Annotated in this window: 20 protein-coding genes; 17 read left to right on the forward strand and 3 right to left on the reverse strand. The window is 53.0% G+C overall.

All coding sequences use genetic code 11. The features are described 5' to 3' along the window. Positions 1-192 precede the first annotated feature (192 nt). The 14 genes from OCV69_RS06340 (at position 193) to OCV69_RS06405 (ending at position 18,095) form a co-directional block, all read left to right on the forward strand. Positions 193-1,854 carry an ABC transporter substrate-binding protein gene (locus OCV69_RS06340; RefSeq protein ID WP_158356948.1) on the forward strand — a complete coding sequence of 554 codons (1,662 nt, stop codon included), beginning with the start codon at positions 193-195 and terminating at the stop codon, positions 1,852-1,854. A gap of 56 nt (positions 1,855-1,910) precedes the next feature. Next, positions 1,911-2,831 (forward strand): ABC transporter permease, encoded by a 921-nt coding sequence (locus tag OCV69_RS06345; protein WP_158356949.1) that lies wholly within the window; start codon positions 1,911-1,913, stop codon positions 2,829-2,831. Between the two features lie 19 nt (positions 2,832-2,850). Then, positions 2,851-3,768, forward strand: coding sequence for an ABC transporter permease (locus OCV69_RS06350; protein WP_022273288.1), 918 nt, complete (start codon positions 2,851-2,853; stop codon positions 3,766-3,768). A gap of 26 nt (positions 3,769-3,794) precedes the next feature. Continuing rightward, entirely contained in the window at positions 3,795-4,775 is a 981-nt protein-coding gene (locus OCV69_RS06355) for an ABC transporter ATP-binding protein (RefSeq protein WP_158356950.1), read from the forward strand. 11 nt (positions 4,776-4,786) lie between these two features. Beyond that, positions 4,787-5,761: an ABC transporter ATP-binding protein gene (locus tag OCV69_RS06360; protein ID WP_022273290.1), complete on the forward strand. Its 975-nt coding sequence runs from the start codon at positions 4,787-4,789 to the stop codon at positions 5,759-5,761. 35 nt (positions 5,762-5,796) lie between these two features. Then, a complete protein-coding gene (locus OCV69_RS06365) occupies positions 5,797-6,555 on the forward strand; it encodes a copper homeostasis protein CutC (protein WP_158356951.1) in 759 nt (252 codons plus the stop codon). A gap of 91 nt (positions 6,556-6,646) precedes the next feature. After that, entirely contained in the window at positions 6,647-9,202 is a 2,556-nt protein-coding gene (locus tag OCV69_RS06370; protein ID WP_158356952.1) for a transglutaminase domain-containing protein, read from the forward strand. 386 nt (positions 9,203-9,588) lie between these two features. Continuing rightward, the gene (locus OCV69_RS06375; RefSeq protein ID WP_158356953.1) at positions 9,589-10,101 is read left to right on the forward strand and encodes a dCTP deaminase/dUTPase family protein; all 513 of its coding nucleotides are present in this window, start codon (positions 9,589-9,591) and stop codon (positions 10,099-10,101) included. Between the two features lie 15 nt (positions 10,102-10,116). After that, the gene (locus OCV69_RS06380) at positions 10,117-10,896 is read left to right on the forward strand and encodes a tetratricopeptide repeat protein (protein WP_158356954.1); all 780 of its coding nucleotides are present in this window, start codon (positions 10,117-10,119) and stop codon (positions 10,894-10,896) included. 9 nt (positions 10,897-10,905) lie between these two features. Then, positions 10,906-12,156, forward strand: a complete 1,251-nt coding sequence (gene hflX, locus OCV69_RS06385; protein WP_158356955.1) for a GTPase HflX — start codon at positions 10,906-10,908, stop codon at positions 12,154-12,156. Between the two features lie 167 nt (positions 12,157-12,323). Next, positions 12,324-14,768, forward strand: a complete 2,445-nt coding sequence (locus OCV69_RS06390) for a ribonucleoside triphosphate reductase (RefSeq protein ID WP_158356956.1) — start codon at positions 12,324-12,326, stop codon at positions 14,766-14,768. A 243-nt stretch (positions 14,769-15,011) separates the two neighbouring features. After that, positions 15,012-16,178 (forward strand): MotA/TolQ/ExbB proton channel family protein, encoded by a 1,167-nt coding sequence (locus OCV69_RS06395; protein WP_158356957.1) that lies wholly within the window; start codon positions 15,012-15,014, stop codon positions 16,176-16,178. Continuing rightward, positions 16,168-17,085 carry an OmpA family protein gene (locus tag OCV69_RS06400; RefSeq protein WP_158356958.1) on the forward strand — a complete coding sequence of 306 codons (918 nt, stop codon included), beginning with the start codon at positions 16,168-16,170 and terminating at the stop codon, positions 17,083-17,085. Before OCV69_RS06395 ends, OCV69_RS06400 begins: the two co-directional genes overlap by 11 nt. A gap of 134 nt (positions 17,086-17,219) precedes the next feature. Next, the gene (locus OCV69_RS06405) at positions 17,220-18,095 is read left to right on the forward strand and encodes a YitT family protein (protein ID WP_158356959.1); all 876 of its coding nucleotides are present in this window, start codon (positions 17,220-17,222) and stop codon (positions 18,093-18,095) included. A gap of 91 nt (positions 18,096-18,186) precedes the next feature. Here OCV69_RS06405 and OCV69_RS06410 read toward each other — a convergent pair whose 3' ends face one another. The 3 genes from OCV69_RS06410 to OCV69_RS06420 form a co-directional block, all read right to left on the reverse strand. After that, positions 18,187-19,734, reverse strand: a complete 1,548-nt coding sequence (locus OCV69_RS06410) for a nitrite/sulfite reductase (protein ID WP_158356960.1) — start codon at positions 19,732-19,734, stop codon at positions 18,187-18,189. A gap of 257 nt (positions 19,735-19,991) precedes the next feature. Then, on the reverse strand, positions 19,992-20,897 hold the full coding sequence (locus OCV69_RS06415) for a transporter substrate-binding domain-containing protein (protein WP_158356961.1): 906 nt from the start codon (positions 20,895-20,897) through the stop codon (positions 19,992-19,994). Positions 20,898-21,012: 115 nt separating this feature from the next. Continuing rightward, the gene (locus OCV69_RS06420) at positions 21,013-21,471 is read right to left on the reverse strand and encodes an FMN-binding protein (RefSeq protein ID WP_158356962.1); all 459 of its coding nucleotides are present in this window, start codon (positions 21,469-21,471) and stop codon (positions 21,013-21,015) included. A 168-nt stretch (positions 21,472-21,639) separates the two neighbouring features. Between OCV69_RS06420 and OCV69_RS06425 the strand changes: the two genes are divergently transcribed. The 3 genes from OCV69_RS06425 (at position 21,640) to OCV69_RS06435 (ending at position 25,812) form a co-directional block, all read left to right on the forward strand. Then, complete coding sequence (locus OCV69_RS06425; protein ID WP_158356963.1) at positions 21,640-22,968, forward strand: D-serine ammonia-lyase; 1,329 nt, start codon at positions 21,640-21,642, stop codon at positions 22,966-22,968. A gap of 111 nt (positions 22,969-23,079) precedes the next feature. After that, the gene (locus OCV69_RS06430; protein ID WP_158356964.1) at positions 23,080-24,390 is read left to right on the forward strand and encodes a M18 family aminopeptidase; all 1,311 of its coding nucleotides are present in this window, start codon (positions 23,080-23,082) and stop codon (positions 24,388-24,390) included. Positions 24,391-24,495: 105 nt separating this feature from the next. Further along, positions 24,496-25,812 carry a Na+/H+ antiporter NhaC family protein gene (locus tag OCV69_RS06435; protein WP_262427947.1) on the forward strand — a complete coding sequence of 439 codons (1,317 nt, stop codon included), beginning with the start codon at positions 24,496-24,498 and terminating at the stop codon, positions 25,810-25,812. The last annotated feature ends 29 nt before the right edge of the window (positions 25,813-25,841 follow it).

A 25,841-nucleotide genomic window follows, 5' to 3' on the forward strand; every position in this document is an offset into this window, starting at 1 on the left:
AGGCAGAATAGACAAAAATGATAAAAAATTTTTGGTAAAAACATTTAAAAATAAGGAATGGAACGGATTAATTTTAAAAATACTTGTATAAAATAACAAAATACGTTATAATAAAATCTGTAATTCCGACGGGTGTAATGGCACGCCCGGCAGTATTAGGATTATACAATGAGAAGGGAGAGCTCAGAAAAGATGAGAAAGAAAATCGTATCCATCGCTCTTGCGGGCGCTATGGTTCTCAGCCTTGCCGCATGTGGAGGCGGCGATAAGGCAGCAGAGTCTACCACAGCCCAGGCCGCAGGAGAAACAACAACTGCAGATGCAGCCGCAGTAAAAGAATCCAAAGCAGCCAAACAGGAAGCGTCCACAGCCAAGTCTCCGGACAATGACATTGTGATCGCACTCCAGGCGGACGCGACCCACCTGGATCCGCACGTTTCCAGTAATGGTGTTTCCAACCAGATCACCAACGAAATGTACGAGACACTGCTTACCTTCGACGAGGATACCAACGTAGTTCCGCTGCTTGCAAAGGAGTGGTCCGTATCCGAGGACGGTAAGTCCTATACCTTCGTATTAAACGAGGGCATCAAGTTCCACGATGGCGAGCCGTTCAACGCAGAATCTGTAAGAGCCGTATATGACCGTGGTCTGAAGGATTCCAGCTTAACGCTCCAGAGAACCATCAATGCCTGGGAGGATGTCGTGGTTGACAGCGAATACCAGGTGACTATCAAATTAAAAGAACCCAACAATACATTCATCAACAAGATCACCCAGTTCCGTATCGTTTCTCCCAAGGCTATGGCTATGGAGAACGCCAGCGACTATCTTGCAAAGAACTCTGCTGGTACAGGCCCGTTCGTACTTTCTGAGAGAGTAGACGGCGGCTACACCAAGATGGTGCGCAACGAAAACTACTGGCAGGAAGGCCCGTCCGTAGACAGCCTGACCTTCCAGGTGGTTCCGGAGGATGCAGCCCGTATCGCTATGCTGCAGACTGGCGAGGCTGACGTGATTTTCCCGGTACCCACCACAGATGTCAGCCAGATCGAAAACGATCCGTCCATCATCATCGACGTGGCACCGGCAACTACATACAGATACGTAACTCTGAACACCGAGTGGGCCCTTCCGGACGGAAGAAAGCCGTTTGCGGACAAGAGAGTCCGTCAGGCATTCAACTATGCATTTGACAGTGAGGCATACGCAAAGGTCGTATTCAACGGCTATGCAAAAGAGCCCACCTCCATTTTCTCCGATTCTATCCGCTTCTATGCTGAGCAGACTCCGTACAAGCCGGATCTGGAAAAGGCAAAGGCCCTTATGAAAGAAGCTGGATTTGAAGATGGCTTTGACGTAGAGCTGATCGTTGATAACACCACCATCGAGCAGAAGGGCGCTGTGTTTGTACAGCAGCAGCTGTCCCAGATCAATGTCAATGTAAAGGTACTTCCCAACGAGTCCACTGCCAACGCAGAAAAGACAAGCGCGCCGCTTGAGGATACAACCGTTCAGATGTGGTATGTAAACTGGGCTTCCGGTTCTTACGAGGCTGACGGTTCCATGAGAAATATCCTTCACGGCGAGAAGTTCCCGCCGGAAGGCTACAACACTGCATTCTGGAATAACGAAGAATTCAACCAGCTCCTGGATGACGCGTTAAAGATGACCGATGATGCCCAGATTGCAGAGGCTTATGCCAAGGCCCAGGCAATCGCATGGGAAGAGTGCCCGTGGATCTTCTTAGGCAACGATAACACCATCAATGCTTATAAGACCTACGTGACCGGACTTCAGTATAAACCCGGCGGAACAATGGTATTCAGAACAGTTGGTCTGGATCACGAATAATATTTAATCGGAAACGGAGCAGCTAAAACTGCTCCGTTTTCATCAGGAGGTATTCAATGGGGCGCTATATAGCTAGACGTTTATTGGAAACGATTCCCTTAATGTTAATTATTTCCATTTTTGTGTTTATGTTTATCCATCTGATCCCCGGCGATCCGGCCAGGACTCTGGCAGGCGTCGAGGCGACACCGGAAGAGATCGAAGCCATCCGTGAAGAATTCGGGCTGAACGATCCGCTCTTAAAGCAGTATGCAGACTATATGATCGGCTTATTCAAAGGCGATATGGGCCGTTCCTTAAAGTCCAATATCCCGGTAACTGAGCTGATCTGGTCCAGATTCCAGTTCACCATCCAGTTAGTATGTGCAGGCCTTGTATGGGCTCCGTTTTTAGGTATCTTTATTGGCGTTATGTGTGCCATTAAGCGTGGGACCTGGGTGGACCTGGGCGGTATGTTCTTAGCCATCTGCGGACTTTCTGCCCCTGGTTTCTGGCTGGGACTTATGGGAATCCAGTTCTTCTCTGTAAAGATGGGCATGCTCCCGTCCGCAGGCCTGGAGTCCTGGAAGAGCCTGGTGCTGCCGTCTTTAGTAATGGGTACAGGTATCATGGCTACCCTTGCCAGATATTCCCGTTCCTCCATGCTTGAGACCTTAAGAGAGGATTATGTCCGTACTGCCCGCGCCAAAGGACAGAAGGAGTCCATCGTTATGTTCCGCCATGCGTTCAAGAACTCTCTGATCCAGGTCGTTACGATCCTTGGCCTTCAGATCGGCGGACTGTTATCCGGTTCCGTTATCACGGAGAACATCTTCTCCATCCCCGGAATGGGCCGTCTTCTGGTAGACTCCATCTCATTCCGTGACTATCCGGTGATCCAGGGACTTTTAATGATCTTTGCCCTCCAGTACGTTCTCATCAACCTGGTGGTTGACGTATTATACGGCGTGATCAACCCGAAGATCCGCCTCGATTAACAGCAAGCAGGAGGATATTATGCCAAACACACAGAATGAACAGGTGAAAACCGATACCTCTTTTGAGGAAAATTATATTGACGAGAACGTCAGCGTCAAAACTAATAAAACAAAAGAATTTATCAAAAAATTCATGAAGAGGAAGACCGCAGTGGCCGCCTTCTTCGTAATGTGCTTCCTTCTGCTCATGGCTCTCTTCGGACCGAGCCTTGCCCCCTATGCGCCGGAAGCATACGACTATGACAATATCCTGGCAGGCCCCAGCGCCAGCCACTTATTTGGTACGGACCAGTACGGCCGCGATATCTTCAGCCGTATTTTAGCAGGTACGCCCCTTACACTTGGCGTATCCCTGTCCTCCGTTATCGTGGGCGCTGCCCTGGGTACGGTCCTGGGACTTCTGGCCGGCTACTACGGCGGCTGGATCGAGATGCTGGTAATGCGCGGAGCTGACGTATTATTCAGCTTCCCGGATATCCTGCTTGCCATCGCCATCGTAGCTCTTCTGGGCCCTGGCATCGTCAACGTATTCATCGCTGTGGCCGTATTTACGGTCCCCAGCTTTGCCCGTATCATGCGAAGTGCGACCCTGGCCGTGAAAGGCTCCCTCTATGTAGAGGTGGCCCGGAGCCTTGGATGTAAGGACGGACGTATCCTGTTTGTCCATATCTTCCCGGGTACGCTCCAGTCCCTGATCGTAAACTTCACCATGAGAATCGGTTCTGCCATCATGGCAGCATCTTCCTTAAGTTTCCTCGGTTTCGGCGCAAACATTGCTGACCCGGAGTGGGGCGCAATGCTTTCCCTGGGCCGAAGCTACCTGAGCACCGCACCGCACATGGTTTACCTGCCGGGTCTTGTGATCTTCATCACAGTTCTTGCATTCAACCTGTTCGGCGATGGATTAAGAGATACTCTTGACCCGAAGATCAAGTAAGAGAGGGAAATAGGAAAGGAGCCAATATGTCACAAGAAGTATTACTCAGCGTAAAAGACTTACGCACAGAATTTTTCTCCAGTAAGACCAGCAGTGTGACTGCGATCAAGGACGTTTCCTTCGATATGTACCGCGGAGAGGTCCTGGGTCTGGTGGGAGAGTCCGGATGCGGAAAGAGCGTTACGTCTTTATCGATCATGCAGTTATTAAAGGATACTCCCGGTAAGGTCACCAACGGTTCAGCTACGCTGGACGGCGTCAACCTGGTGGAAGCCAGCGACACCCAGATCCGCGACATCCGCGGCGGTAAGATGAGCATGATCTTCCAGGAGCCCATGTCCGCATTGAACCCGTCCATGCGGATCGATAAACAGATGATCGAGACCATCCGCCTGCACCAGGATATGACCAAGGAGCAGGCTCTGGCCCATGCGGCAGATATGTTAAAGAAGGTCGGTATCCCTGATCCGGCCCGGGTATTAAAGAACTACCCGCACCAGTTATCCGGCGGTATGAGCCAGCGTGTCATGATCGCCATGGCCCTCAGCAACAACCCGGAGCTCCTGATCGCCGATGAGCCCACCACCGCCCTGGACGTGACCATCCAGGCCCAGATCCTGGACCTGATGAAAAAGCTCCAGAAGGAGGACGGCTCCAGTATCCTGCTGATCACCCATGACCTGGGCGTTGTGGCAGAGATGTGTACCCGCGTGATCGTTATGTATGCCGGAAAGATCGTGGAGATGGCGCCGGTGGAGAAGCTGTTTGCCACTCCGTCCCATCCCTATACCCAGGGACTGATCGCTTCCGTGCCGAAGTTAGGTTCGGGCGTAAAAGTGCTTCCCAGCATCCCGGGCAGCGTACCGGATCTGGCTTCCATGCCGACTGGCTGCCGTTTTGCACCGCGCTGCAAGTATGCAACCGACAAGTGCAGAGAGCAGGAACCAGAGCTTTTGGATATCAGTGAAGACCAGAAGTGCAGATGCTGGCGGACACAGGAAGGGTAAGGAAACAGATTATGGAAAAGAACGTAATTCTTTCATTAAAAAATGTATCTAAGACTTTCCCAGTGGGAAAATCTCTGTTAGGCAGGCCGACAAAGTTCGTTCATGCCGTAAATGACGTAAGTTTTGACGTTTACGAAGGTGAGACCTTCTCCATCGTAGGCGAGTCCGGCTGTGGTAAGTCCACCACCGGACGTCTGATCAACCATCTTCTGATCCCGGATTCCGGCGAGATCTGGTTCCAGGGAAAAGAGATCTCCCATATCTCCCAGGATGAGATGCGTCCCATCCGTAAGGATATGCAGATGATTTTCCAGGACCCGGCGGGAAGCTTGAATCCCCGTATGAGAGTTTCTGAGCTGATCGAGGAGCCGCTCCTGATCCATACGGATATGAGTGCAGAGGAGAGGGCAAAGATCGTAAACAATCTGTTAAAGATCGTTGGTCTGAGCGATAAGCATGCCAGCCGTTATCCTCATGAGTTCTCCGGCGGACAGAAGCAGAGGATCGGAATTGCCCGTGCCCTTACGGTAAACCCCCATCTGGTGATCGCCGACGAGCCGATCTCCGCTCTGGACGTTTCCATCCAGGCACAGGTATTAAACCTTCTCCATAAGCTCCAGGAAGAGTACAAGCTGACATATGTATTTATCTCCCATGACCTTTCCGTTGTGGAGATGATCTCTGACCGTATCGCCGTTATGTACCTGGGCTTCGTTGTGGAGACCGCTCCCAAGGAAATGCTGTACAAGACTCCGCTGCATCCTTATACAGAGGCTCTTCTTTCCGCAGTTCCGATCCCGGATCCGACGCTGCATAAGGAGAGGATCATCCTGGAGGGAGATATCCCGTCCACCATCAACCTTCCCAAGGGCTGTCCCTTTGCCGCCCGGTGTAAGAAATGCAGACCGGAGTGCTTAGAGCAGAGACCGGAGAGAGTTGAGGTCGAGCCGGGCCACTTTGTTGCATGTCATCTCTATAAGAAATAGGATGGTAAATTCAGAGAAACAAGGAGACTGATAAAATGAATAAACCGTTAATTGAAGCATGTGTGGATTCCTACCAGTCCTGCGTCAACGCATGGAAGGGCGGCGCTGACAGACTTGAGCTTTGTGCTCACTTAGCCATCGGCGGCTGCACACCGTCCCCGTTCGTATTCCGCCAGGTAATGGAGGACTGCGACCATATCAAAGCAAATATCCTGATCCGTCCCCGTTTTGGCGACTTCCTCTATACAGAGAAGGAAATGGAATTAATGTGCGACGAGATCCGCATGTTCCGTCTCCTGGGAGCCAACGGCGTTGTGATCGGCGCTTTAACTCCCGACGGAGACCTGGATATGGAGAAGATGAAACGGATGATGGACTGCGCAGGCGGTATGGATGTTACGCTTCATCGTGCCTTCGATATGACCAGAGATCCCATGGAGACACTGGAAAAGGCCATTGAGCTGGGCTGTAAGACGATCCTTACATCCGGACAGCAGAGTGACGTGGTTGCCGGTAAGGATCTGTTAAAGGACGTGTATGCGGCTGCCGCAGGCCGGATCGACATCATGGCTGGCTGTGGTGTTAAAAAATGGAACATCCAGGAAGTCCATGACCATACTGGAATCGTAGTTTTCCATACCACAGGAAGAAAGGGAGCCTTAGACAGCGGCATGAAGTACAGAAAGAGTACGGTTGCCATGGGACTTCCCACCCTTTCCGAGTATGAGATCTGGGAGACAGACGAACAGGAATTCAGAGAGTGCGCCCAGATCGTGCATTCCTTTGGTAAATAAGATCCCCGGAGGGCAGAAGGGAAAGGCAGGTTCTTTTGGAAATGGACTTGCCTTTTCCCTTGTATAAAACCAAAAGACAGGAGAGAACTCTATGATGTTTACAGAAAAAGCAATGAAAGCGGCGGAAGAAAAGTTCAGCCGCCTGTTAGAAAAAGCAGGAGAGAAGAAAAGAGAAGAAATCCTCTCCAGACTGGCACAGGCAGAAAAGACGGAAAGCGCTGATGTGATCGCCGCCATCAAATGGATCTATGCCAACAGCCCTTTAAGCGACCTGGCCAACTACGATTTTGAGATCTTCCAGTCCTGCGCAGAGCATGGAGTGTTCTTAAGGGAAAATTCCCCCTTTGCAAAGGATCTTCCGGAGGACATTTTCTTAAACTATGTGCTTCATGTGCGTGTCAACGAGGAAGAGCTCTGTGACTGCCGTAAATTCTTCTATGGACTGCTGGCAGACCGTGTCAACAGCCTTTCCATGCATGACGCCATCATCGAGGCCAACTACTGGAACGCAGAAAATGTAATGTACCAGGCCACCGACAGCCGTACCATCTCCGCACTGGGAGCATATTATTCTGCATACGGTCGCTGCGGCGAGGAATCCGCCTTCGGCGTAAACGTATACCGTGCCATCGGTATTCCTGCCAGACAGATCTACACACCGCGCTGGGCCCACTGTGACGACAACCATGCCTGGGTGGAGGTCTACTGCGATGGCGCATGGCACTTCCTTGGAGCCTGTGAGCCGGAGGAGGTATTAAATAAGGGCTGGTTCACCAACGCTGCCAGCCGCGCCATGCTGATCCACAGCCGCTGCTTCGGCGAGATCAGCGGGGAGGAGATCATCTCCAAGGTGGGAATGGCTTCTTTCCTGAATAACCTGAAATTATATGCAGTTACAAAATATCTGAAGGTCTGCGTAAAGGACGAGGCCGGGAAGCCGGTACAGGGCGCCCAGGTGGGCTTTGGAATCTTAAACTATTCCAGCTTCTTTGATGCTGCCATCATGGATACCGACGAAAACGGCTGCTGCGGCCTGACCTGCGGCCTGGGAACCATGCATATCCATGTAAAGAAGGACGATGTATTCTGCGAGCGTCTGGTCTATACTCCGGATGTGGATACAGTGGAGATCGTTTTAAAGAATGAGCCGGTGAATTATGATACATGGGAGCACTTTGTTTCCATTGCACCCAAGGACCAGATCGTCAACGGCGCAAAGCCCACAGAGGAACAGAAAGAGCTGGGCATGAAGAAGACTGACGCTGCCAATAAAAAGCGTGAGGCCAGAGTGGCCGCCATGTTTGATGCAGATAAGGCGAAGGCCATTGTGGACAAATACGGTTACAGCCAGGAGATCTACGAGCTTCTGTTTGAGAGCCGCAGCAATGTGACCCGTCTGGAGGAGTTTTTAGAGGATGAGACCTTCTCTGCCCACGCAAAAGAGAAGCTGCTTCTGACTCTTTCCAAAAAGGACAGAAGAGACGTGGATACAGATGTATTAAAAGAGGCCCTGGCCCTTACAAAGGATTATACCTTTGAGGATGAGGAGCTGTTCTACCAGTATGTGGTATGCCCGCGTGTGTTCAACGAGCCCTTAAGAAAGAACCGCCAGTTCATCCTGGACTTCTTTACAGAGGAAGAAAAGGCTGCCTTCCGTAAGGATCCCAGATCCGTATGGGAGTATATCAATAAAGAGATCGCCTTCAACCCGGATATCGAGTACGGTCAGATCGTGACCCGTCCCGTGGGAGCTTTAACCGTAAAGAACGGAAACCAGCGCTCCAAAAAGATCCTGTTTGTGGCCATCTGCCGCGCCCTGGGCATCGTATCCAGAGTGAACCCCATCAACGAGCTGGCAGAGGTCTATGAGGACGGCCGCTTCGTTCCGGTGGAGATCCTGGACAAGGGGGGCAGCACCATCGTCTTCCAGAAGGGAGAGGGCGAGAACTGGGCATACTTCCCGGACTTTTCTGTGAGCCAGCTTGTGGACGGCGGATACCAGACCCTGGATCTGGAAAATGAAAAATGGGACGGCAATGAGCTGAAGATCTCCGTTCCTGCCGGCCAGTACAAGGTCATCACCGACAACCGTCTTCCCAACGGAAACATCTTCGCCAGCCGGTACATCTTCGTGGTGGGCGAGGGCGAGACAAAGACTGTGAAGCTGGAGAAATACCATGCAGATCTGGCCGACATGCTGGATAATTTTACCCTGGACGAGTTCAAGGTATCCGATGAAAACGGCAATACGGTCAAGGGCAGCGAGCTCACAAAGAACCCGGCTGTGCTCATGTGGTTAGAGCAGGGTAAGGAGCCCACGGAGCATATCTTAAACGAGATGCTGGAGCAGGAGGCCGACTTCCAGAATCTGCCCGCCGATATCATCTTTATGGTAAAAGACAAGGCAGCCCTGGAAAACGCCAAGCTGACCAAGGTCCTCAGCACCTTCCCAAGGATCCGTGTTCTCTACGACACCTTCGTTCCCAATGTGGAGACACTGGCCCGCAGAATGTATGTGGACCCGGAGAAGCTTCCTCTGATCATCGTTACCACAAAGGAGCTTAACGCCGTTTACGCATGCAGCGGCTACAACGTAGGCAGCGGCGATATGTTAGTGAAGATCTGCAGGAACTTTGCAGGAAAATAGACTGGAACCATAAGAAACGGTAGTTATACAAGCACCCGCGTACAGAGGCATGAGATCTGTGCGCGGGTACTTTTAATTTCCGCCAGCCGCCAGCGCCGCCCCGCTCTCCGGGAGATGCACATTTGCAGGAGCCGCGGTCCATATCCCAGGGACTTCTATAAGCCTCAACGGCTCCGAAACCCAGTGCAGATCCCCGAGAGCGGGGCGGCGCGTCCCATGCGGACATGAGAAAAAATATTCCCCATTGAAATCCCCCCTCAAACTTGATATAGTAGAATCCAGCACGGATTTCCCCCGATCCATCCATGGTCCGGAGGAGGCCCCTGCCGCAGGCGGGGGCTGCTTGAATGGTCATAAAATATCAGACAGGAGAAAATTTCAGAATAATGAAAAGAATCGCAAAATTTGAAAAAATATCCTTTAAACAGTTTCTCACCGACTGGCAGTCAGAGCATCCCGATGACAGCGAGGACCGGATCCAGGAGATCTATGATTCCATCCGCCTTCCCCGCCGCGCCACCGCCGGTTCCGCCGGATACGATTTTTTTGCCCCCGCAGGCTTTTCCCTGGATCCGGGCCAGTGCACCAGGATCCTCACCGGGATCCGGGCCAGGATCGACGACGGCTGGGTCCTTAAGATCTATCCCAGGAGCGGTCTGGGCTTTAAATACCGTTTACAGCTGAATAATACGGTGGGGATCATCGACAGTGATTATTATGGCTCCGACAATGAGGGGCATATCCAGATCAAGCTGACCAACGACAGCCGGGAGGGAAAGCGTCTGGAGGTAAAGGAAGGAACGGGCTTTGCCCAGGGGATCTTCCTGGAATATGGGATCACCGTGGATGACGAGACGACGGAGGAAAGAAACGGCGGCTTTGGCAGCACCACCAGATAGGGACGGAGAGCGCATATGAAACAGAATTTCCGGAAACACTTAAGACCGCTGGCGGTCCTGGCAGCAGCGGCGCTCCTTCTTACAGGCTGCAAAGGAGTTACAGAGGAGGAGAAGACCGCCCGGGAAAACGGGATCGCCCTTTTAGAAAGCGGCGACTACGAAGGGGCCCTGGACCAGTTTGAAGCGCTGATCCAGGACGCAGACCGGGTCACAGACTTTGAGGTGGATATCCTGAAATACCGGGCAGAAGCCGAATATGGTCTTAAGGACTATGAAGCTGCCGCCCATACGTATGATATCCTGAGCCAGATCGACAAAGAGCGGGCGGAATACGGCTATTTTGCCGCTCTGTCCCTGGCAAAGGCTGGGGATTCCGCCGGAGCCTGGGAAAAGCTGGAGCAGGGAAGGGCCTTGGACGAGGACGGAACGGCCCCGGGCTTCGCAGAGGCCATGACGGCTGTGGGAGAGGCATACCTGGATTCCGGCGATCAGGAACGGGCAGACGCCGTTTATACGGAGCTGATCCAGTCGGGGAAGGCCGGTACCTCTGTATATAACCGCCTGGCCATGGCGGAGATCAAGGCAGGGGACTATGAAACAGCCCTCAGCTATTGTGAGACAGGCCTGGCTCTTTCGGACCGGACGGCAGTCCGGGAGCTTAAATTCAACCAGGCGGTCTGTTTTGAGCATCTGGGCCAGTACCAGAAGGCTCTGGAGCTGTTCCAGGCATATACGGAAGAGTTTGGAAGCGATGAAGCGGCGGAGCATGAGATCGCCTTTTTGAAGACGAGATAGGAGTTTTTCATGGCAGAAATGATTGAATTAAAGGAGCAGGAGGAACGGGTGATCCTGGTGGCCGTGAGCACCGGAGAGGACGATGATACGGCCGCCTCGGTGGACGAGCTGGAGGAGCTGGCGTCTACGGCGGGGGCCGTTACGGTGGGAAAGGTGATCCAGAACCGGGAGAACGTCCATCCAGGGACGTATCTGGGGAAGGGAAAGATCGAAGAAGTGAAGGAGCTTTTATGGGAGCTGGACGCCACAGGCATTATCTGTGACGACGAGCTTTCCCCGGCCCAGCTTAAAAACCTGGAGGACGCCCTGGATACGAAGGTCATGGACCGCACCATGGTGATCCTGGATATTTTCGCATCCCGGGCCAGGACCAGGGAGGGAAAGATCCAGGTGGAGCTGGCCCAGCTCCGGTACCGGGCCGTGCGCCTGGTGGGGCTCAGAAATTCCCTGTCCCGTCTGGGAGGAGGGATCGGCACCAGGGGACCGGGAGAGAAGAAGCTGGAGGTGGACCGGCGTCTGATCCATGAGCGCATCAGCCAGCTGAAGTCTGAGCTGGAGGATGTGAAGCGCCACCGGGAGGTGGTGCGGAAAAAAAGAGAAAACGGAGGGGCCTTGACGGCGGCCATCGTGGGCTATACCAACGCGGGAAAATCCACGCTGTTAAACCGTCTGACCCAGGCTGGGATCCTGGCCGAGGACAAGCTGTTCGCCACTCTGGACCCCACCACCCGGGCCCTTACCCTGCCCGGAGGCGAGCGGGTCCTTTTAACGGATACGGTAGGCTTTATCCGGAAGCTCCCCCACCATCTGATCGAAGCCTTTAAGAGCACTCTGGAGGAGGCAAAGTACAGCGATGTGATCCTCCATGTGGTGGACTGCTCCAATCCCCAGATGGATATGCAGATGCATGTGGTCTATGAGACTTTGCGCCAGCTGGAGATCACAGATAAGGAGATCGTCACTGTGTTCAACAAGATCGACCGGGAGGGAGCCGATACCGCAGGCCGGGATATGGCAGCCGATTACCGGGTGAAGATCTCTGCAAAGACGGGAGAGGGGCTCCCGGACCTTCTGGGCGTCCTGGAGACCATCCTCCGGAGCCGGAGGATCTATTTTGAAAAGGTGTTCTCCTATGCAGAGGCCGGGCGGATCCAGCGGATCCGGAAAAACGGCCGCCTCCTGTCAGAGGAATATAAGGAGGACGGGATCCATGTGACGGCCTACGTGCCGGTGGAGCTGTTTGAGGAGCTGTACCGGTAAAGAGAGATACAGAAAGGGATATGCACATACCTGGTGGATAACCTGTGGATAACTACACAATATCTGGTTTATGATAAAAATAAGAAAACCAGATATTGTGTTTTTATTTCGGCTCTGCTATAATAGGGAATACGACATTGGCGATATCCGAAGAAAGGGGAATATAGATGATACAGGTCATCAAGCGCGATGGTGAGATCGCGGATTTTAATTTAGGGAAGATCACAGAAGCAATCAAGAAAGCCTTTAAAGCCACAAAAAAGGACTACAACAATGAGATCCTGGAGCTTTTATCCCTCCGGGTAACGGCAGATTTCCAGAATAAGATGAAGGACGGAAGGATCTCTGTGGAGCAGATCCAGGACAGCGCGGAGCACGTGCTGGAGGAGACCGGATATACGGATGTGGCAAAGGCTTATATTTTATATAGAAAACAGCGGGAGAGGATCCGCAATATGAAAAACACCATCCTGGATTATAAGGATGTGGTGAACAGCTATGTGAAGGTAGAGGACTGGCGTGTGAAGGAAAATTCCACAGTTACATATTCTGTGGGCGGACTGATCTTAAGCAACTCAGGGGCGATCACGGCCAACTACTGGCTGTCGGAGATCTATGACACAGAGATCGCCGAGGCCCACAGGAGCGGAGACCTGCATCTCCATGACCTGTCCATGCTTACCGGATACTGCGCCGGCTGGTCCTTAAAGCAGCTGATCATGGAGGGACTGGGCGGGATCCCTGGAAAGATCACCTCCTCCCCGGCAAGGCACCTTTCCGTGCTGTGCAACCAGATGGTGAATTTCCTGGGGATCATGCAGAACGAATGGGCCGGAGCCCAGGCGTTTTCTTCCTTTGATACATACCTGGCGCCCTTTGTACGGACGGACCACCTGGACTATCCGGCAGTGAAGAAATGCATCGAATCCTTTATTTATGGCGTCAATACCCCCAGCCGCTGGGGCACCCAGGCTCCATTCTCCAACATCACCCTGGACTGGACGGTGCCGGACGATATGGCCAATATGCCGGCTATCGTAGGTGGAAAGGAAATGGACTTCACCTACGGAGACTGCAAGGCGGAGATGGATATGATCAACCGGGCCTTCATTGAGACCATGATCGAGGGAGATGCCAATGGCCGCGGCTTCCAGTATCCGATCCCTACTTACTCCATCACAAAGGATTTCGACTGGTCCGACAATCTGAACAACCGGCTGCTGTTTGAAATGACCGCCAAATACGGCACTCCGTATTTCTCCAACTATATCAACAGCGATATGCAGCCCAGCGACGTGCGCAGCATGTGCTGCCGCCTGCGCCTGGATCTGCGGGAGCTGCGGAAAAAGACCGGCGGCTTCTTTGGTTCCGGAGAGAGTACAGGCTCTGTGGGCGTTGTGACCATCAACATCCCCAGGATTGCATATCTGGCAAAGGATGAAGACGATTTTTACGAGCGTCTGGACCATATGATGGACATCGCGGCCCGCTCCTTAAAGATCAAGCGGGAAGTGATCACAAAGCTTCTGGACGGCGGCCTGTACCCCTACACCAAGCGGTATCTGGGCACCTTTAAGAACCATTTCTCCACCATTGGTCTTATCGGTATGAACGAGGCATGCTTAAATGCCCGGTGGATCCGGAAGGATCTGGTGAGCCCGGAGGCCCAGAGGTTTACAAAGAACGTGCTGAACCATATGCGGGACCGTCTTGTGATCTACCAGGAGGAGTACGGCGATCTGTACAACCTGGAGGCAACTCCGGCGGAGTCCACCACCTATCGTCTGGCCAGACATGACAAGGAAAAATATCCGGATATCATCACCGCCGGGTGTGAGAAGGATGGAACGCCCTATTATACAAACAGCTCCCACCTTCCGGTATCCTATACAGCGGATGTGTTTGACGCCCTGGATATCCAGGACGAGCTGCAGACCCTGTATACCTCCGGTACGGTGTTCCATGCGTTCCTGGGCGAAAAGCTGCCCGACTGGAAGGCAGCGGCCAAGCTGGTACGGACCATTGCAGAAAATTATAAGCTTCCTTACTATACGCTGTCTCCCACCTACTCCATCTGCCGGGAACACGGCTACTTGAACGGTGAACACTTCACCTGCCCCGTATGCGGGGAAAAGGCAGAGGTTTACAGCCGGATCACCGGCTACTACCGTCCGGTCCAGAACTGGAACGATGGAAAGACCCAGGAGTATAAGGAAAGAAAGATGTACGACATCGGCCATTCCGTCTTAAAGAGATCCCCGGAGGCTTCCAGGGAGATCGCCCAGGCCATCCATCAGGCCAGGGAAGAGATCCAGGAGGCCAGAAATGAGGGAAAGGCCGGAAATGAAGGGAAGGCCAAGGAGCCGTCCATGATCCCCCAGGGAAACGGCGCTTTCCTCTTTACCACCAAGACCTGCCCAAACTGTAAGATCGCCAAAGAATTTTTAAAGGATGAGCAGTACCAGGTGGTGGATGCAGAAGAAAATCCAGAGCTTTCCGACGCCTATGGGATCATGCAGGCGCCTACACTGGTGCTTGTAAAGGATGGAGAGATCAGAAAATTTGTTAATGCGTCAAATATCAAAAAATACGTGGATTCCAGAAAAAAATAAATTTTAGATGGAATGGATCGGTTAAATGGGAACCGGGAAACGGCCAGGTCACAGGCTGTCTCCCGGTTTCTGCTTTATAAGGGAAAAATCTTACGATTTGAGGAAAAATTCTATAATAATTCGGATAATATCTTGTTGATTCCAGGAAAATATGGTAAATTAAGAGTGAAAGTTGGAAATCAACGGAAGTTTTTGTAACTGGCAGATCATGTTTCGTGTTTCGGCACAGATAGGAGTTGGGGGATGAAGAGAAATAAATTGTATTATATTTTGTTCGTGCTGTATATTCTGGCTACGGCGTTTGTTCTTTATGTCAATGGGATCTTTACGGGAAATGTGGCATCGTTCCTGAACCTGGCCATCAACGGCGTATTCCTTCTGGTGATAGGGATCCTGTTCGTGATCTGCGGTTTCAGCTTTGCCAGGCTTAACCGGTGCACCGACGAGCTGGTCCGGGTCACAGAGGAGATCCAGAAAGAATACAAAGAGGCAGGGGAAAAGAACCTGTGGGCCAGCTACTGTGAACGCAAGGAGCTGTTCCAGGATGTGGCTTTAAAGGATGCCTTTGGAAAGTACCTGATGCGGATGAAGACATTAAAGACCCGGTACGGGTATACCTCTGTCTGTGATGTGGAGGAGTACATAAACGAGGATCTGCTGGACCAGGCGGGCATGACCCACTTTAATTCGGCCATGGGCGGGACTCTCACCGGCCTTGGCATCCTGGGAACCTTCCTGGGGCTTTCCATGGGACTGGGATCCTTCAACGGAAACGATATCTACACCATTTCCGACAATGTGGGCCCGCTGCTTTCGGGCATGAAGGTGGCCTTCCACACATCGGTATACGGTATTTTCTTCTCTCTGGTATTTAATTTTGTATACCGGAGCCTGATGGCAGACGCTTATGGAAAGATGGACGGCTTTCTGGCAGCCTTCCGTCAGTGCGTTCTTCCCCAGCCGGTGTCAGAGCGGGAAAATTCCGCTTCCATGCTGGTGTACCAGGCGGGAATGGCCGATTCCATGAAAAAGATCATGGAGCTTTTAAAGGGAAATGCCGAGGAGCAGACCCGTGGCGTGGAGCGGATCGTGGCCCAGGTGATGGAAACACTGGAATACTCTATGGGAGCCAGCTTTGCCAGTCTGGGGGATACCATGAGATCTGCCGGCGAGGCCCAGATGGCCTATGCAGAATCCGGCAGACAGCTGACGGAGGCAGCAGAGAAGCTTCTGGATTCCAGCCGTGCCCTCCAGGCCTCGGTGGCTCAGGAGATGGAGCGCCAGGTGGCCTTTGCCAGAGAGTTGCGGGAGCAGAAGGAGGACCTGGCAGCAGCCTGCCGGGAGATGACTGAAGACGTGGGAAACCAGATCCACACCTTTCATCAAATGAGGAATCTGTATGAAAAATAGAAGAAAAAACAGGGAGGCCTTTGGGGAACACAGCTACTGGCAGTCCTACTCGGATATGATGGCAGCGCTGCTTCTGGTGTTTGTGCTGATCATCGCCATCACCCTTTCCATCTACCGCCAGAAGACCGTGGACCTGGACCAGGCCAGGCTGGACCTCAATGCAGCCCAGACCAAGCTGGACCAGGCGGCTCTGGAGCTGGAGGATTTCCGGGCAAAGATCGAGCTTTCCAACGAGGAACTGAATAAGTCCCTGGCAGAGCTCCAGGAGGCCTACGCCCAGGCAGCTCTGACAGAAGAGGAGTTAAATAAGGCGTATCTGGAGATCGAGGATGCCCAGAATGAGCTGGAGGTAACGAAGAGTGAGCTCCAGGATATTGTGGGGATCCGCACAGATATCATCGGAGCCCTTCAGTCGGCCTTCAATAACTCTGCCATGTCCGTGGATGCCCAGACCGGCTCCATTACCTTCTCCTCGGATGTGCTTTTTAACTATAACAGCGCCGTTCTGACGGATGCCAGCAAACAGACCCTCAGGGAAACGATCCCCATGTACCTGGGCGTTCTTTTAAGGGACGAATACCAGGATTACATTGCGGAGATCATCATCGAGGGCCATACGGATACGGTGGGAAGCTATCTGAGCAATCAGCAGCTTTCCTATAACCGGGCCAATTCTGTGGCCAGGTTCTGTCTGGATTCCGGCAACGGCTTAAACGAGACGGAGATCGCCAGGCTCCAGCAGGTGCTGACGGTCAACGGCCGTTCCTTCAGCAACCCGGTGTATACCGCAGAGGCTCCGGGAGCGGAGCTTCAGGTGGACATGGACGCTTCCAGGCGGGTGGAGATCAAGTTCCGGCTGAAGGAGGACGAGATGATCGAAAAGATCTCGGAGATCCTGAGAGACTAGAGGAAAATCAGGGAAAAATAGGAATAGAAGCGGAACGAGGGGACGGGAACTGTCCCCTCGTTGACGTATGTCCGGCATTTTGCTATACTGAAAGAGAGTGTTTTCACTATTATCTGGAAAGGAATGAAAGGGGCATGACAAAAATAAGAGGAAGAGTGAAGGAACTATGGCTGGATTTTCTGTATGATATTGCCGGTGGATTTTTACAGGCAGTGGCTCTCCACTGCTTCATCGACAGCATCGACATCGCCCCTGGAGGCGCCACCGGCCTGGCCATCCTTCTGAACCGGTTCACCTCCCTGCCCATCGGTATCCTGACGTTTGCAGTGAATGTCCCGCTTCTGATCGCTGCATGGATCTATCTGGGGAAGGGGCGGACCATAAAGACCCTGAAGACAGTGGCGGTGCTGACGGTGATCCTGGACTTCATCATCACGCCTTATGTGCCGGTCTATACGGGAGACAAGATGGTGTCCTGTATTTTTGGCGGCGTGCTTATGGGAGCCAGTCTGGCCGTGGTGTTCATGCGCGGCTCCACCACCGGAGGCGGTGACATCGCAGCCAAGCTGCTTCAGAAGTACCGGCCCCATATGCAGACGGGGACGGCAGTGATGCTGACGGATATGGTGATCATCGGCGCATCCATGGTGGTGTTCGGAAATATCGAATCCGGTCTTTACGGCCTTATTAATATGGTGGTGTCCACCTATGTGATCGATATCATGCTTTATGGTATGAATAAGAGTACCATGGTGACGGTGATGTCCCCCAAGGTCCAGGAGATCGGCGACCAGCTGATGGAGCATCTGGGCCGGGGCTGTACCTTCTTTAAGAGCCGCGGCGGCTACGCCAAGGTGGAGGGAGAGACCCTGATCTGTGTGGTGGACCGGAAGCAGTTTTATAAGGCGAAAAAGATCATCTACGGCATCGACGAGGATGCGTTTGTGATCGTTTCCGAGGCCAAAGAGGTGTATGGAGAAGGCTTTCTGGATTCCGACTGGGAGGTATAAGGTTCCGGAGAGAAAAGAAAAAACGGCAGACGGGCAGGATCTTTATCCGCCCGGACTGCCGCTTTTTATATCAGATATTTTTATTGAAAACCTACTGGATATAGGGGGCTGCGACTGCGTCGATGGCAGCCGGATCCTTGGCGGCCCACTGCTCATAGGTCATGCCGGAGGCAGCCACGGTCTTTCCTAACTCCACTAAGAAGGCTGGGATCTGGTCCTCCAGGATCGTTCCGGCCTCCCGGCCCATGGTCTCTCCGCCCTGGAGCTCGTTTCCGTTTACATAGAGGACAAAGGCCGGAAGAGGCTTCTTGTCCACCATTTTCACACCGCCGCGGAAGCCGATGGCACCGGTCTGGTGGGTTCCGCAGGAGGAGGGACATCCGGAGATATGGATCTGGGGAAGGGCTCCGTCGGGGATCCCGGCTTCCCGTACTGCATGGACGCAGGCGGAAAGGAGAGCCTGGGAGTCGCGGACGCCCACCTGGCAGATGCTGGCTCCGATGCAGCTTACGGATGTTTCAAATAAGGTTTCTGCACCATCACCAGTGGCAGCCAGGACCAGTTTTGCCTCGTCTCCGGTGAGGTTTACGATATAAGCGGTCTCATCGGGAGCCAGGCGCATCTCAGCGTCTTCCATATCAGCCAGAAGATCACTGAGGGAACAGAAGGCAACGGGATCAGGCTGGCCTCCCAGAGGATGCCATACTACGGTATAGAGGCCGTCCTGCTTCTGGGGGATCACACGGGCGCCGCAGGCAGTGGAGCCGTTGCCCTTTTTGGAGATATCCCAGGGAGCCACGGCCAGATCCAGGTTTTCACCGGATGCCAGTACCTGGTTTAACTTTTCCAGGAAGGCCTCGGCATATTTTTCCGGTCCGCCTAAGATCTCCTGCATATAACGGGTGCGGGCCTTTCCGCGGTTTTCATAGTTTCCGTAGGCGCGGAAGGTGAGCCACATGGCCTTTACATAGTAAAGGATCTTTTCCGGCTCCACGGCTTCAGCGACCTTGACGCCGAAGCGGGGATTGTTTCCCAGGCCTCCGGCGCTGTAAACGTCAAACTTTCCATCAGGTCTGGCTGCAAAGCCCAGATCCCGGAAAGTGGCATGGGTCAGGTTCTTCGGGGAGCTTGAGAAGGCCACTTTTAATTTTCTGGGCATTTTTTCAGCCTTGATGAAGTTCATCAGATAGTCGGCGGCCGCCTCCGCATAGGGCATAACGTTGAAATACTCGTCCTTTTCCACACCGGAGAGAGGGGAGCACATGACGTTTCTCGGGAAATCTCCGCCGCCGCCCATGGTCACGATCCCGCAGTCCAGGGCCCGTTCCATAATATCAAAAACGGCTTCCTGCTGGAGGTCATGAAGCTGGATGGTCTGGCAGGTGGTAAAGTGGATCCGGGATACCTTGTGGGTACGGACCGCTTCTGCAACAAAGGCCAATTTTTCTCTGGTAACGCGGCCGGCAGTCATACGGAGACGCAGCATGCTGGCTTTTCCGCCCTTCTGGGCGTAGCTTCCATACAGGCCGGAAAAGCCCTTATAGGCCATTTTGTCCAGATCGCCTGCATAAAAGGCAGTTGTTTTTTCCCTGAATTCCGGCAGATCGGCTTTCCAGGACTGGGGATCGATTCGATTCATATTCATTTTCCTTCCTTATAAATAGGATATACAGATTTAACGTACAGGTCCGGATGCCGGACCGCGTCATGAAAAAACAGTCCGGTATCCATGGATGGGGCAGAGAACGCCTGCCCGGTCTCATGATTCCATTGTAGCATAAGAGAAATTTGGTGGCAAGAATATTTCATAGGAGAGAAAAAGGAAAAAAGAACCGCCCAGAACGGCTTCCGCAGGGGAGGCACTTTCCGGACGGATCCAGAGGGGGACGGGAAAGATCACAGATTGAGTCCAAGGGACTTGGCGTATTCACGGGATTCCTCATACCACTGGTTGTAAAGATCCTGCTCCAGCACCATGTCGATGATCTCATTGATCCGATCCGTCAGCTCGTCTTCGCCTTTGGGGATCCCGATCCGGATCCCCTGGGTGCTTTCATCTACAGTAAAGTAAAAATCCGGAAGGATCATCAGTCCGCTTTCCGGGGTGGAATCCAGATAGAGCTGTGCCATTTTCAGCGAGGCGGCCGCAGCGTCGGCACGGCCTGTCTGCACCATCAGAAAGGCGTCATTGGCAGAGGAGACCAGATTCAGCTTTCCGCAGTCCGGGAGCTGTTCTTTTACGAACAGTTCCTGGAGAGAGCCGTTCTGTACGGTGATGGTCCTGTTTTTTAGATCTCCTGCACCGGTGATCGTTCCGGCATCCTCCTGGCGGATCAGGAGGCCGTAGGCCTTCTGGGGATCCTCACTGCCGAAATAATATCCTTTGGAGAGGTTCATGGCTTCGGCCCGCTCCGGCGTATAGGCCAGGGCGGAAATGGCCAGGTCATATTTCCCGGACGTGATGCTTCCCAGCACGGTGGTAAAATCCATGGGCTTCAGGCGCAGCTCCACTCCCAGCTCGTTGGCGATATAGTTGGCCAGCTGGATGTCAGAGCCCGCATACCGGTCCTGGCCGGTTTTTGTGGTGTCGATAAATTCGTTGGGGGCAAAGGAAGGCTCGGTGGCCACCTCGATATATCCCCTCTCTAAGATTGCGTCAAGACGGGAGGAATGGACGCTCTCACCGCCAGTCTGGGAGACCGTATGATGGGTGGATGCCTCAGCGGTGGTACATGCGGTGAGCGCAGCCACGGAAAGGGTCATCAGGGCAGTGAGAGATGCGAAAAATTTTACTTTCCTCATGGGAAAATCCTCCTTCTTGTGGTATTTTGATATTTTTATAAATTAGCAATTTATCATGGTAAAATGCTAACATAGTGAAGAGTATAACCTTAGGATCCGGAATTGTCAAGTCCTTTTATGGGGCTTCCTTTGGAAGGGCCGCCTTTGCAACCGCGGTTTTTATGGCGTTCATCAGAGCCATGGAGGTATACTGGGAGCCTGCGGGATATTCAAGGCCCTCCAGGGACTGGCTTTCCAGGATCTGGGCGGACAGGGCATCCATGGACGGCTGCATCAGAGGATACATGGCGGCCACAGAGTCGCTTAAGGGAACCAGGGTCACGGCGCTTATGCGGTCCGGGCTCACGGCCACCTCCACGTTTACGTTCTGGCGGCCCAGGGATAAGGAGGCCGAGTAGACTCCCGGCGCATAAACGGCCGGGGAAGCGCTTTCGGCAGTGGGAGCCGGAGCTTCTTTTTCAGAACAGAACATGAAGAAAAACAGCAGGATCAGAAAGATGGCCAGGCCGATGAAGATGGCAGTGTAGATGATCTCCTTCATCCGGAGGACAACGATTTTTGTTTTGGAGCTCATGGGTCAGTTCCTTTGGGATTCTTTGTTTGTTACAGCTTATGAAAACCCAGGGGTCAATATGACGGGAGGTCTTGTAAAAAGCGGGTTCTCCCATTATAATGGAAACTGACATACTGCGGAGGAAAAGGCCGCAGGATGGGGTGACTTTATAATCAGGAGGTAAGGACAATGGACTTAAGAGAACGGAAAGAGTTTGAAGCCCGGGTACCGGAGATCGCAGCGGCTGTGGAAAAGAAGCCGGTGGGCTGGATCAATCCGCGCCTGGTATCCATGAAGGAGCTGCCAAAGGATCTGGCGGTGACGGTGGAGGATATTGACGATGCAGAGGCGAGGCTTGAGCGGTTCGCGCCGTATATCAAGAAGCAGTTCCCGGAAACTGAAAAGGACGGCGGACTGATCGAGTCTCCGTTTGTGGAGATCCCGAAGATGAAGGAGCTTTTAAAGGAGCGCCATGGCTGTGAGCTTGCCGGAAGGCTTTACTTAAAAGAGGACAGTCAGCTGGCCATTGCCGGCTCCATCAAGGCCCGGGGCGGGATCTATGAGATCTTAAAGTATGCGGAGACCCTGGCCATTGAAAACGGGCTTTTAAAGACCACGGACGATTATTCCATCCTGGCTTCCCAGGAATTTGTAGATTTCTTTGGACGTTATACGATCCAGGTAGGCTCCACAGGAAACCTGGGCTTAAGCATTGGTATCATCAGCGCGAAGCTGGGCTTTAAGGTCATTGTCCATATGTCCCATGACGCCAGACAGTGGAAGAAGGATCTTTTAAGGAGCAAGGGTGTCACGGTGAAGGAATATGAGTCCGATTATGGGGAAGCCGTAAAGCAGGGGCGGAAGGAATCCGACAGCGACCCCACCAGCTATTTTGTGGATGACGAAAATTCCAGGGATCTGTTCATGGGATACAGCGTGGCTCCCAGAAGGTTAAAGAAGCAGCTGGAGGCGGCCGGAGTTTTCGTGGACCAGGATCACCCGCTGTTCGTATATCTGCCCTGCGGCATCGGAGGAGCGCCAGGCGGCATTGCCTATGGCTTAAAGACCGTGTTCGGTGACAATGTCCACTGCTTCTTTACAGAGCCGGTGGATTCCTGCTGTATGCTGTTGGGCATGGCCACGGGACTCCACGACCAGGTCTGCGTCCAGGATTTCGGCATCTCCGGAAAGACCCACGCCGACGGACTGGCAGTGGGACGGCCGTCCGCCTTTGTCGGCAAGTTCATGGAGCCCATGTTAAGCGGGATCTTTACCACCGGAGACGCAGTGCTCTATGATTATATGCGGGATCTGATGGAAGCAGAAGGTGTGTTCATCGAGCCCTCCTCCTGTGCCGCCTTTGCCTTTGCAGAGGTTCCGGAGCGTCTTGGGGATTACATTAAGAGCCAGGGACTGGAGGAAAAGCAGGAAAACATCACCCACATCGCCTGGGCCACCGGAGGAAGACTGGTGCCGGAGGATGTGAAAGAGGAATACGTCCACACCCATCTGGCCTGATCCCCGGCGGTCCGGTGTCCCGGACCGGGGAAGGACGAAACCCCTTGAAAAAGGGACGGCCGGATGGTAGAATATCAGTCGGAAGGCATGTAAATCATATAGGAGGAAATCATGTATAACAATTTAAACGAAGAGTTATTTGCATTTATTAAAAAAAGCCCCACCAGCTTCCATGCCATTGCCGCTATGGAAGAATATATGGAAAATGCCGGAGCTGAAAAGCTTTCCGAGGGCAGCGTATGGAACTTAAAGGAAGGCGGTACCTATTATGTGACAAGAAATAAATCCGCCATCATCGCGTTCCATGTTCCCTGTAAGGAATTTACCGGCTTCAATATCGCCGCCAGCCACAGTGATTCCCCGTCCTTAAAGATCAAGGAAGATCCGGAAATGAACGTGGAGAACCAGTATGTAAAATTAAATGTGGAAAAATATGGCGGAATGCTCTGCGGACCGTGGTTTGACAGACCCCTTTCTGTGGCCGGCCGTGTGATCGTGCAGGATGGAAATAAGCTGGAGACAAAGCTTGTGGCCGTAGACCGGGATATTTTAATGCTCCCGAGCCTGGCTGTCCATATGAACCGGGATGTCAATGACGGATATAAGTACAATTTCCAGAAGGACATGCTCCCCTTATTCCGGATGCATGGCTCCAAGACGGATTTCCTGTCCATGATCGCCGCTGAGGCAGGAGTGGAAAAGGAGAACATCAAGGGCAGCGACCTGTTCCTTTACGACAGAATGGAAGGAAGAGTATGGGGCGCAGAGGATGAATTCATCTCCGCGCCGCGTCTGGATGACCTTCAGTGCGCCTTCACATCCATGAAGGGCTTTTTAAAGAGCCAGAGCGAGAAGAGCGTTTCCGTTCTCTGCGTAATGGACAACGAGGAAGTGGGCAGCGGCACGAAGCAGGGCGCAGGCTCCACCTTCCTTTACGATGTTCTCCGCCGGATCAACTTTTCCATGGGAAGAAGCGAGGAGGAATACTGGACAGCCGTGGCAGCCAGCTTCATGATCTCCGGCGACAACGGCCATGCGGTCCATCCCAACTATGCGGATAAGACAGATCCCACCAGCCGTCCGTACTTAAACGGCGGTATCGTGATCAAGCACAGCGCCAACCAGAAATATACCACCGACGCTGTTTCCGCAGCCGTAATGCGTTGTCTCTGCGACCGTGCAGGCGTGCCTTACCAGAACTTCTTAAACCGCTCCGATATGTTAGGCGGCTCCACTCTGGGCAATATCTCCAACTCCAAGGTATCCTTAAATACCGTGGACATCGGACTGCCCCAGCTGGCAATGCATTCCTCTTATGAGACTGCAGGCGCTAAGGATATGGAGTATATGGTAAAAGCCTTCGAGGAATTCTATAAGTCCTCCATTTCCGTATCGGAAGACGGATCCTTTGAGATCCAGTAAACACACTGGACAGATCCGGCAGCTTATTTTATACTGTATGCAAGGACAGAGGCCAGGACATCAAGTTTGTCCCCGGCCTCTGTATTTGATTTACGGGAGGAAAATATGATGCTGGAAAACCTTGTGATGCTGGCCTTCGTGGCCGTTCTGATGTTCTGCGTGGCCTTTGGGGTCCCAACGGCCGCCGCCCTCATAGCGGGATATGTGATCTTTATCCTTTATGGGATGAAAAAGGGATATTCGGTCCCTTCACTTCTTAAAATGTCCTGGTCCGGTCTTGGTACTGTGATCCGGATCCTGTTTATCTTTCTTCTGATCGGAATCCTGACGGCCCTGTGGAGAGGCGCCGGGACCATTCCGGAGATCATCGCCGTTTCGGCGGGACTGATCCATCCTTCGGGCTTTTTACTGCTGAGCTTCTTATTAAACTGTGCTGTTTCGGTGCTGACGGGCACATCCTTTGGCACGGCGGCCACCATGGGCGTGGTCTGTATGACCATGGGATCGGCCATGGGCGTGAATCCTCTGTTTACAGGCGGGGCGGTGGTATCGGGGATCTTTTTCGGGGACCGGTGCTCCCCGGTGTCCACCAGCGCTCTTCTGGTCAGTGAGCTGACCGGGACCGATCTGTACGGAAATATCCGCAGGATGCTCCGGTCCTGCCTGGTTCCTTTCGTTCTGACCTGTGCAGCCTATCTGGCCCTGGGGGCCTTTTCCAGAGGAGGAAGCGGAGCCATGGATGTGAAGACCATGTTCTCTGGACATTTTACCCTGCACTGGATCCTTCTGGTTCCGGCCCTTCTGATCCTGGTGATGGCGGCCTTCCGCGCAAAGGTGAAATATACCCTGCTGGCCAGTGCGGCAGCGGCGGCGGTGTGCTGTCTGGTATTCCAGAAAATGACTGTTCATGAGCTCATAAGGCTCATGATCTTCGGATACAGGTCAGAGGACCCGCAGTTAGCGGCCATGATGAACGGAGGCGGCTTCCTTTCCATGGTCCAGGTGTCGGTGATCGTGGGGATCTCCTCGGCCTATGCGGGGATCTTTGAGGGTACCGGCCTTCTTCTGGGGATCAAAAGGTACGTGGAGGCCGTCAGCAGGAGGATCACGCCCTTCGGCGGGATCCTGGCAGTCTCTGTGGTCACCTCCATGATCTCCTTTAACCAGACCCTGGCGATCATTCTGACCGACCAGCTCACAAAGGATGCGGAGCCGGACAAGGAAAAACGGGCCCTGGCCCTGGAGGACACGGTGGTCCTCATGGCGGCCCTGGTGCCCTGGTCCATTGCAGGAAACGTGCCCATTTCCACCATAGGCGCACCCATGGCCAGTCTGTGTCTGGCATTTTATCTGATCATTGTGCCATTGTGGAATTTTGCCCGGGCTTTGACGCAAAATCGTAAGAATTTTGAAAGAAACTGAAAGGAAAACGCATAAGAATAGAAAAGTTC

It is taken from the genome of Alitiscatomonas aceti, from assembly GCF_025567195.1.
GTDB lineage: Bacteria > Bacillota > Clostridia > Lachnospirales > Lachnospiraceae > Alitiscatomonas > Alitiscatomonas aceti.

Bases quoted from the DNA above. Each gene is read 5' to 3' on its own strand.
- OCV69_RS06340 (WP_158356948.1), top strand. From the start codon at position 193: ATGAGAAAGAAAATCGTATCCATCGCTCTTGCGGGCGCTATGGTTCTC.
- OCV69_RS06345 (WP_158356949.1), top strand. From the start codon at position 1,911: ATGGGGCGCTATATAGCTAGACGTTTATTGGAAACGATTCCCTTAATG.
- OCV69_RS06350 (WP_022273288.1), top strand. From the start codon at position 2,851: ATGCCAAACACACAGAATGAACAGGTGAAAACCGATACCTCTTTTGAG.
- OCV69_RS06355 (WP_158356950.1), top strand. From the start codon at position 3,795: ATGTCACAAGAAGTATTACTCAGCGTAAAAGACTTACGCACAGAATTT.
- OCV69_RS06360 (WP_022273290.1), top strand. From the start codon at position 4,787: ATGGAAAAGAACGTAATTCTTTCATTAAAAAATGTATCTAAGACTTTC.
- OCV69_RS06365 (WP_158356951.1), top strand. From the start codon at position 5,797: ATGAATAAACCGTTAATTGAAGCATGTGTGGATTCCTACCAGTCCTGC.
- OCV69_RS06370 (WP_158356952.1), top strand. From the start codon at position 6,647: ATGATGTTTACAGAAAAAGCAATGAAAGCGGCGGAAGAAAAGTTCAGC.
- OCV69_RS06375 (WP_158356953.1), top strand. From the start codon at position 9,589: ATGAAAAGAATCGCAAAATTTGAAAAAATATCCTTTAAACAGTTTCTC.
- OCV69_RS06380 (WP_158356954.1), top strand. From the start codon at position 10,117: ATGAAACAGAATTTCCGGAAACACTTAAGACCGCTGGCGGTCCTGGCA.
- hflX (WP_158356955.1), top strand. From the start codon at position 10,906: ATGGCAGAAATGATTGAATTAAAGGAGCAGGAGGAACGGGTGATCCTG.
- OCV69_RS06390 (WP_158356956.1), top strand. From the start codon at position 12,324: ATGATACAGGTCATCAAGCGCGATGGTGAGATCGCGGATTTTAATTTA.
- OCV69_RS06395 (WP_158356957.1), top strand. From the start codon at position 15,012: ATGAAGAGAAATAAATTGTATTATATTTTGTTCGTGCTGTATATTCTG.
- OCV69_RS06400 (WP_158356958.1), top strand. From the start codon at position 16,168: ATGAAAAATAGAAGAAAAAACAGGGAGGCCTTTGGGGAACACAGCTAC.
- OCV69_RS06405 (WP_158356959.1), top strand. From the start codon at position 17,220: ATGACAAAAATAAGAGGAAGAGTGAAGGAACTATGGCTGGATTTTCTG.
- OCV69_RS06410 (WP_158356960.1), bottom strand. From the start codon at position 19,734: ATGAATCGAATCGATCCCCAGTCCTGGAAAGCCGATCTGCCGGAATTC.
- OCV69_RS06415 (WP_158356961.1), bottom strand. From the start codon at position 20,897: ATGAGGAAAGTAAAATTTTTCGCATCTCTCACTGCCCTGATGACCCTT.
- OCV69_RS06420 (WP_158356962.1), bottom strand. From the start codon at position 21,471: ATGAGCTCCAAAACAAAAATCGTTGTCCTCCGGATGAAGGAGATCATC.
- OCV69_RS06425 (WP_158356963.1), top strand. From the start codon at position 21,640: ATGGACTTAAGAGAACGGAAAGAGTTTGAAGCCCGGGTACCGGAGATC.
- OCV69_RS06430 (WP_158356964.1), top strand. From the start codon at position 23,080: ATGTATAACAATTTAAACGAAGAGTTATTTGCATTTATTAAAAAAAGC.
- OCV69_RS06435 (WP_262427947.1), top strand. From the start codon at position 24,496: ATGATGCTGGAAAACCTTGTGATGCTGGCCTTCGTGGCCGTTCTGATG.